This is a genomic window from Hydrogenophaga sp. T66 (assembly GCF_057219855.1).
In genome coordinates this window covers 1-6,993 of the sequence record NZ_JBXVVX010000007.1, presented here as the reverse complement: position 1 = coordinate 6,993, position 6,993 = coordinate 1, and the positions used below count along the sequence as shown (strand labels likewise).

Annotated in this window: 5 protein-coding genes and 1 pseudogene; all 6 read right to left on the bottom strand. The window is 70.8% G+C overall.

Features of this window, described 5'->3' with window-relative positions; all coding sequences use genetic code 11:
• Positions 1 to 848: HAMP domain-containing protein (locus tag AC2D80_RS15385; RefSeq protein WP_484633920.1), on the bottom strand; the 848-nt coding region annotated here is incomplete at its 3' end.
• A 211-nt stretch (positions 849 to 1,059) separates the two neighbouring features.
• Positions 1,060 to 1,959 (bottom strand): lysophospholipase, encoded by a 900-nt coding sequence (locus AC2D80_RS15380; protein ID WP_484633919.1) that lies wholly within the window; start codon positions 1,957 to 1,959, stop codon positions 1,060 to 1,062.
• A gap of 11 nt (positions 1,960 to 1,970) precedes the next feature.
• Complete coding sequence (locus AC2D80_RS15375; protein ID WP_484633918.1) at positions 1,971 to 3,467, bottom strand: M20/M25/M40 family metallo-hydrolase; 1,497 nt, start codon at positions 3,465 to 3,467, stop codon at positions 1,971 to 1,973.
• Between the two features lie 89 nt (positions 3,468 to 3,556).
• Positions 3,557 to 5,122 carry a methyl-accepting chemotaxis protein gene (locus tag AC2D80_RS15370; RefSeq protein ID WP_484633917.1) on the bottom strand — a complete coding sequence of 522 codons (1,566 nt, stop codon included), beginning with the start codon at positions 5,120 to 5,122 and terminating at the stop codon, positions 3,557 to 3,559.
• 21 nt (positions 5,123 to 5,143) lie between these two features.
• Positions 5,144 to 6,586, bottom strand: a complete 1,443-nt coding sequence (locus AC2D80_RS15365; protein ID WP_484633916.1) for a methyl-accepting chemotaxis protein — start codon at positions 6,584 to 6,586, stop codon at positions 5,144 to 5,146.
• 65 nt (positions 6,587 to 6,651) lie between these two features.
• Positions 6,652 to 6,993, bottom strand: a pseudogene (locus AC2D80_RS15360) (methyl-accepting chemotaxis protein); the annotation flags it as partial.

The following is a 6,993-nucleotide window of genomic DNA, read 5'->3' as shown; positions in this document are numbered from 1 at the left end:
ATCTCCAGCGAGGCGGTGTTGATGCTGTCGGTGGCGCTGCGGATCTGGGACACGACCTGCGCCATGGATCGCTGCATGCGGGCAATGCCCTCCAACACACGAGCCGTCTCGTCGCGACCTTGGCCGGCCACCGGGCGCGCCAGATCGCCCGCGGCCACCCGCTCAATGGCCTGCACCGCCGTCTCCAGCGGCTGGGTGATGCGGCGGGCGACGGCCAGCCCGAAGGCCACGGCCAAGGCCAGCGCCAGACCACTCAACGCCAGGGTGATGAGCGAGGTCTCGCGCTGAAGCGCCTCCAGCCGCGGCACCACCGTGTCGACGCGCTCCATCACGCCCGTGTTCACCTCGGCGAGTGCGCCGTCGGCGGCGCGCACCGCGCCCTTGGCGGGCTCCAGCGCGGCGTTGGCCCGCCACGGGTCGTTGATCTCGCCCCGCTGAATCTTGACGACGATCGCCTCGACCACCGCGGCATAACTGGCCAACCCCGCTTTCATGCGGGTCAGTGCCTCAGCCTCGGCGGTGTTGACCCGTGGCATCAGGGCGTCGATCCGCGCGCCAGCGTCGGCCACGCGCTCGCGCCACAGCCCGTGGTAGCGCTGCAGTTCGGCCTCGTCCGCGAGGTTGAGGAAGAGGTCTTTCTCGAAGCGGCGGATATTGCCCAGGTCCGCACGCAGATCGCTCAGCCCGCGCAGCGCAGTGACTTCAGACTCCACCAGGCTGCGGGTCTGCAGCTTGCTGGAATGCAGGTTCCACAGCGAAAGCGCACACACCGCTGAAATGCCCAGGGCACACAGCGAAATCAAGAGGGCAAGCTTGGCGCGCACCGACAGCAAGTTCAGAAAGGACATGGGAACACTCCGAAGGTGCCGGATCGGCGGCACCGGGCCAGGCGACAGAAACGTCCCGATCAGGACGCGAGCCGTCATCGGCAGTGTGGGGTCACGGCTTGAGTGCGGTGCAGCAAAAAGCGGTGTTTCGGCAGGCCTTCTCAGCCGAAACGGCTTGATCAGCGTCAGATCACAGACGTTGATGACAGATCGACGAAAAATCCGTGAACTGTCATGCACCCGGCGGCAGCGGGCTGCCGTCGCCCGGCGCCTGCACGGCCAGCCAGGCCTTGAGCGTGCCGAGCACGGCGGTGGTGTCGGCCTCGTTGAAGATCTCGTGGTACAGGCGGTCGAAACACCGGGCGCGCACGACCTCGGGCGGCGCGGCTTCAGCAAAGGCGCGGCTGCCGGCCGGGTTGACCAGGGCGTCGTCCCCGGCGTAGAGCAGCAGGGTCGGCACACGCCAGTGCGGCGCGGCGGCGATCACCCGCGGGCCGTTGCCATCGATGAAGCGGGCCAGGCGCGCCGAGATGCGGTTGTGCACGCGGCGGTCGCGCTGGTACGCGCTCACCACGGCCGGGTCGTGGGAGATCTTGCGCGCGTCCAGCCCGTTGGGCACGGCGAGGTCGGGGGCGAGCCGGCCCAGCAGGGCAATGAGCGCGCGCTGCAGGCCGCTGAGACCGGCGTCGAGCGCGGGCGACGACAGCACCAGCGCGTCCACCGCGGGCGCGGGCCGGTCGAGCGCGCGCTGCACATAGGTGGCGCTGGCCAGGCCACCCATGCTGTGGCCCAGCAGGATGAGCGGACAACCCCAGGGCGTGGCGATGTGGTCGCGCGTGTCGCCGATCACTTCGGCCAGGTCATCGAGCAGGGCGTCGTCGTGGGGGATCACACCGGGCGGGCCGGCCGAGTCGCCGTGGCCACGCTGGTCGTAGGCGCGCACGGTGAAGCCCCAGTCGTTGAGCCGTTGCGCCAGCGGGTCGTAGCGCCACGCGTGTTCGCCGATCCCGTGCACGATCAGCACCACGCCGCGCGGCCGCCAGCGCAGGGGCAGCGACCAGTCGTACAGCGCCAGGGTGGCCCCGTCGCGCGCCGTGAAGGGGAGCTGCGTGGTGTCGGTGCTGCGCGGCATGGGCGGGCGGCTCAGGGCATGCGGGCGATGACCTGGGCCACGCTGGCCGTCAGCCGGCGCGCGTAATCGAGGTGCAGGAATTCATTCGGGCCGTGGGCGTTGCTCTGCGGGCCCAGCACGCCGCACACCATCATCTGGGCGCGCGGAAAGCCCTGGCTGAGCAGGTTCATCAGCGGGATCGTGCCGCCCTGGCCGATGGTGGCGCAGGCCGCGCCGAAGTGGGCCTGCGAGGCGTGCTGCAGCGCCTGCTCGAACCACGGCGCGGTGGCCGGCGCGTTCCAGCCGTGGGCCGATCCTTCGGGCGTGAAGGTGACACGGGCCTGGTAGGGCGCGTTGTCTTCGAGCAGGGTCTTCAGGCGCTGGACCGCCACCGCGGCGTCCACCAGCGGCGGCAGGCGCAGGCTCAGCTTGAACGCGGTGTACGGGCGCAACACATTGCCGGCGTCGCGCAACGCCGGCAGACCTTCCGCGCCCGTGACCGACAGCGTGGGCCGCCACGTGCGGTTGAGCAGGGCTTGCACCGGATCGTCGGTGGTGGGCAGCGTGAACACGCTCGCGCCGCCGCAGTCGTGGTGCGCCCACGGGAAACGGCGCATCACGGCGTCGCCGAGGATCGCCGCCGTGGCCTGCGCCTGCGCCACGCGCTCGGCCGGGATGTCCACGTGAAACTCCCGCGGCAGCAGCTCGCCGGTGGCACTGTCCTCCAGCCGGTCAAGCACGTGCCTCAGGATGCGAAAGCTCGACGGGACCACGCCGGATGCGTCACCCGAATGCACGCCCTCGGTCAACACCTCGACCTTCAGCACGCCGCTGGCCATGCCGCGCAGGCTGGTGGTGAGCCACAGCTGGTCGTAGTTGCCCGCGCCGCTGTCCAGGCACACGACCAGGCCCACGTCGCCGAGCCGGGCGCGCAGCGCGTCCACGTAGGGCAACAGGTCGCCGGAGCCGCTCTCCTCGCTGGTCTCGATCAGGCCGACCAGGCGCGGGTGCGCCGCGCCCTGCGCCTGCAAGGCCTGGATGGCGGCGATGCTGGCGTAGACCGCGTAGCCGTCGTCGGCGCTGCCGCGGCCGTAGAGGCGGCCGTCCACGATCGCGGGCGTCCAGGGTCCGAGGTCGCTGCGCCAGCCGCTGAACTCCGGCTGCTTGTCGAGGTGACCGTACAGCAGCGCGGTCTGGCCCGACGCGGGCGCGGGCGTGCCGTCGCGGCCGGCGCTGGCAGGCAACTCAAAGAACAGCACCGGGGTGCGCGGGCGGCCACGCTCGTCGGTCAGGCGCAGGATCTCCAGCCGCAAGCCCGGCACGCGCTGGGCCTCGATCCATTCGGCCGCCGAGCGGACCACGCCGTCGATCAAGCCGCGCTCGGCCCACTCGGGGTCGAACATCGGCGACTTCGCCGGCACTTCGATGTAGCGCTGCAAGGCCGGCACGATGCGCGACTGCCACGCGTCGTCGACATGGGACTGCAGGGCGGAAGCGTCCAGCGCGGACGCCGGGAGACGGGCGTTCATCGGGCTTCTCCGGTGGGGCGGGGCGGCGCGTGGCGCGACCCCGCCGGCATACACCCGGACAGTATAGGCAGCGGGTGCGGCCCCGCGAATCAGGCCGCAACGCGAAACACCCGCACCACCTCGGCCAGGCGCTGGGCCTGCTCCTTCAGGCTTTCGGCGGCGGCGGCGCTTTGCTCCACCAGCGCGGCGTTCTGCTGCGTCATCTGGTCGAGGTGGCCCACGGCTTCATTGACCTGGCCAATGCCCTGCGACTGGTTCTGCGCCCCGCGCGTGATTTCACCGATGACGCTGGACAGGCGCTGGGCGTTCGCCACCACCTCGCCCATCGTCTGACCCGCTTCGCTGACCTGGCGCGTGCCGGTGCTGACCTTGTCCACGCTGGCCTCGATCAGGCCCTTGATCTCTTTGGCGGCTTCGGCGCTGCGCTGTGCGAGGTTGCGCACCTCGCCGGCCACCACCGCAAAGCCGCGGCCCTGCTCGCCCGCGCGCGCGGCTTCCACCGCAGCGTTGAGCGCCAGGATGTTGGTCTGAAAGGCAATCCCGTCGATCACGCCGATGATGTCGTTGATCTTCTGGCTGCTGCGGTGGATCTCGTCCATCGTGGCGACGACCTGACCGACCACCTCGCCACCGCGGGCCGCGACCGTGGCGTTGGACTCGGCCATCGCGCTGGCCTCGCGCGCCGCTTCGGCGCTCTGGTTGACCGTGCCCGTGATCTGATCGACGCTCGCGGCCGTCTGCTGCAGGCTGCTGGCGGCCTGCTCGGTGCGGCTGGACAGGTCCTGGTTGCCGCTGGCGATCTGCGCGCTGGCGGTGCCGATGCTTTCGGTGGTGTTGCGCACCTCGCCGACGATGCGTGCCAGCGAGGACTGCATCTCGCCCAGGGCTGCCATCAGACCGGCCAGCTCGTCACGGCCGGTGGCGTTGACGCGCTGGGTCAGGTTGCCCTGCGTGATGCCAGTGGCCAGCCGCTGGGCTTCATCGAGCGGTCGGCAAATGCTTTGCATGTTGGCCAGCGTGGTCGGCACCACCACGCCCATGGCCACCGCGAGCACGGCCGCAAACACCCACCAGGACAGGCGGCTGGTGGCCTTTCCTTCGGCCTGCAGCGCCGCGGCCTCCTCCGCCAGGACGGCCGACACCTTGTCCATGTTGGCCTGGATGCCGGCGAATTGCTCGTGGGGCCGGGCCAGCATGCGGTTGGCCACCGTGGCGTTGTCGTAGCCGTTGTTCTGCAGCTGGTCGGCGACCGGGCGGGCGCCTTCGGCGTACGCGTCGAGCTGGGTGGTCATGGCACGCACGAGCACGTTGTCCTCGTCCTCCTCGCCCTGCAGCATGGCCTGCATCTGCTGGCGCACACCGTCGAGCGAGGCCTGCCAGCGCGCGCGCGCCTGGGCCACCAGTTCGGGACGCTCATAAGAGATGACCATGTCTTTCTCGTGCCGCGCCACGTCGCCCAGCGCCACCTGCAGCTTGGCCAGGGTCATGTTCTCGGCGAACGCGTGGTCCACGAACTCCTCGTGGTTGTGGTTGAGGCTGTTCATCGCCCACAAGGCGGTACCGCCGACCACACCCAGCAGCGCGAGCACCACGGCGATGGCGCCGATCATGCGGGTGCGGATCGAGAACTGACGCATCAATGACTGCATGCCCATGGCAATCTCCCGAGGGAAGGATCAGGCGGCCGCCGCAGCGACCTGAAAGGTGTCGACGGCCCGCACCAGCAGGCTGGACTGCTGCCGCAAACTGCTGGCGGCGGCGGCGCTTTGCTCCACCAGCGCCGCGTTCTGCTGCGTCATCTGGTCGATGTGTTCCACCGCGCCGCTGACCGAGGCCACCTCGGTGCTTTGCGCGCGGGCTGAGCGGGTGATGTCATCGATGGCGCTGGTGACGCGCTGCACGTTGTCCACCACCTCACGGATGGCGTCACCGGCGCGGGCCACGAGGCCGGTGCCGCGGTCCACGCGGTCCACGCTGGCCTCGATCAGGCCCTTGATCTCCTTGGCGGCTTCGGCGCTGCGCTGGGCCAGGTTGCGCACCTCGCCGGCCACCACCGCAAAGCCGCGGCCCTGCTCGCCGGCGCGCGCGGCTTCCACCGCGGCGTTGAGCGCCAGGATGTTGGTCTGGAAGGCAATGCCGTCGATCACGCCGATGATGTCGCTGATCTTGCGCGAGCTCTCGTGGATGTCGCCCATGGTGGTCACGACCTCGGTCATCACGGCGCCACCCTGGGCGGCGGCCGTGGCATTGGCCTTGGCCAGCGCCGCGGCCTGCGCGGAAGCCTCGGCGCTCTGCGTGGCGCTGCTGTTGATCTGCTGCAGGTTGTCGACCGTCTGCTGCAGCCGGCCAGCGGCCTGCTCGGTGCGCGCCGACAGATCGGCGTTGCCCTGCTCGATTTCTGCGCTGGCCACATCGATCTGCGCCACCGACTGCTTCACGGAGGCCACCACCGCGCCCATGCGCTCAAACGCCTGCTTGAGGGCCGCGCCCTTGGCGGTGCTCACCGGCACGGCCGACACGTCCAGGTTCAGCCGCTCGTTGCGGTTGACCGACGCGACCAGGGCTGCCAGCTCTTCGCCCTCGCGCGCGGCGCGCGCCATGCCACGGGCCAGCATCACTTCCAGCGCGGTCTGCACCACCACATAGGTGGCGTGCAGCAGGATCCGCGCGAAATCGGCTTCCGGCGCGCAATAGACCCCAAAGCCAGCGGCCTGCAACCGGTCGAACGCCACGTGGTGGACGGCGAACAGGGCGGCGGCCAGGACGATGGGGCGCCAGTCGCGGTAGACAAGCAGCAGGGCCAGCGTGACGAACACCCCGAAGTGAAACTCGAGCTCGCCGCGGCCGAGCTGGATGTGCCACACCACCATCGCCACCTGAACGGCCGCCAGCACGTTGCGGCTCAACAGCGTGCCGCGCGCGAGCGCGTACGCCGCCACGCCCACCCCCAGACACACCAGCGGACCCAGAACGCCCAGCAGGGTCAGGGTCTGGTGAGTCCAGCCGATCGGCCCGACGGCCAGCGCGCTCAGCACGATGGCCGCGAGCATCACGCGGTCGCCGAGATCGGCGCCTGAGGATTCCCGCGGGCCGGGGGAGAGGTCATGGGATGTGGTCATCGACGGACTCTTGTGGAGGTGGGGATCGGCCGGCGGGTGGGGTGCCGGTTCGGAAGGGGAGGGGCTCAGAAGCTTTCCCAGTCGCCCTCGTCGGCGCCGGAGGCGGCACGGGCGGGGGCCGGGGAGGCGGCGGGGGCGGGGCGCTTGAGCGCCGGGGCGGCGGGTTTGGCCGTCGGGCTGGCCGCCACGGCCGGGCGCGGGCTGTGGCTCACGGCGGGCGCCGGCTTGGCGCTGGCCGCGCTGGGGGCCGCCGCGGTGGCCGAGGCGATGGGCGTGACCGGCGTGTAGCTCGGCGCCAGCGATGCGCTGGCCGCCCCATCCACGCGGAACACCGCGACCACCTGTGCCAGCCGCTTGGCCTGATCCTTGAGGCTTTCGGCGGCGGCCGCACTCTCCTCCACCAGCGC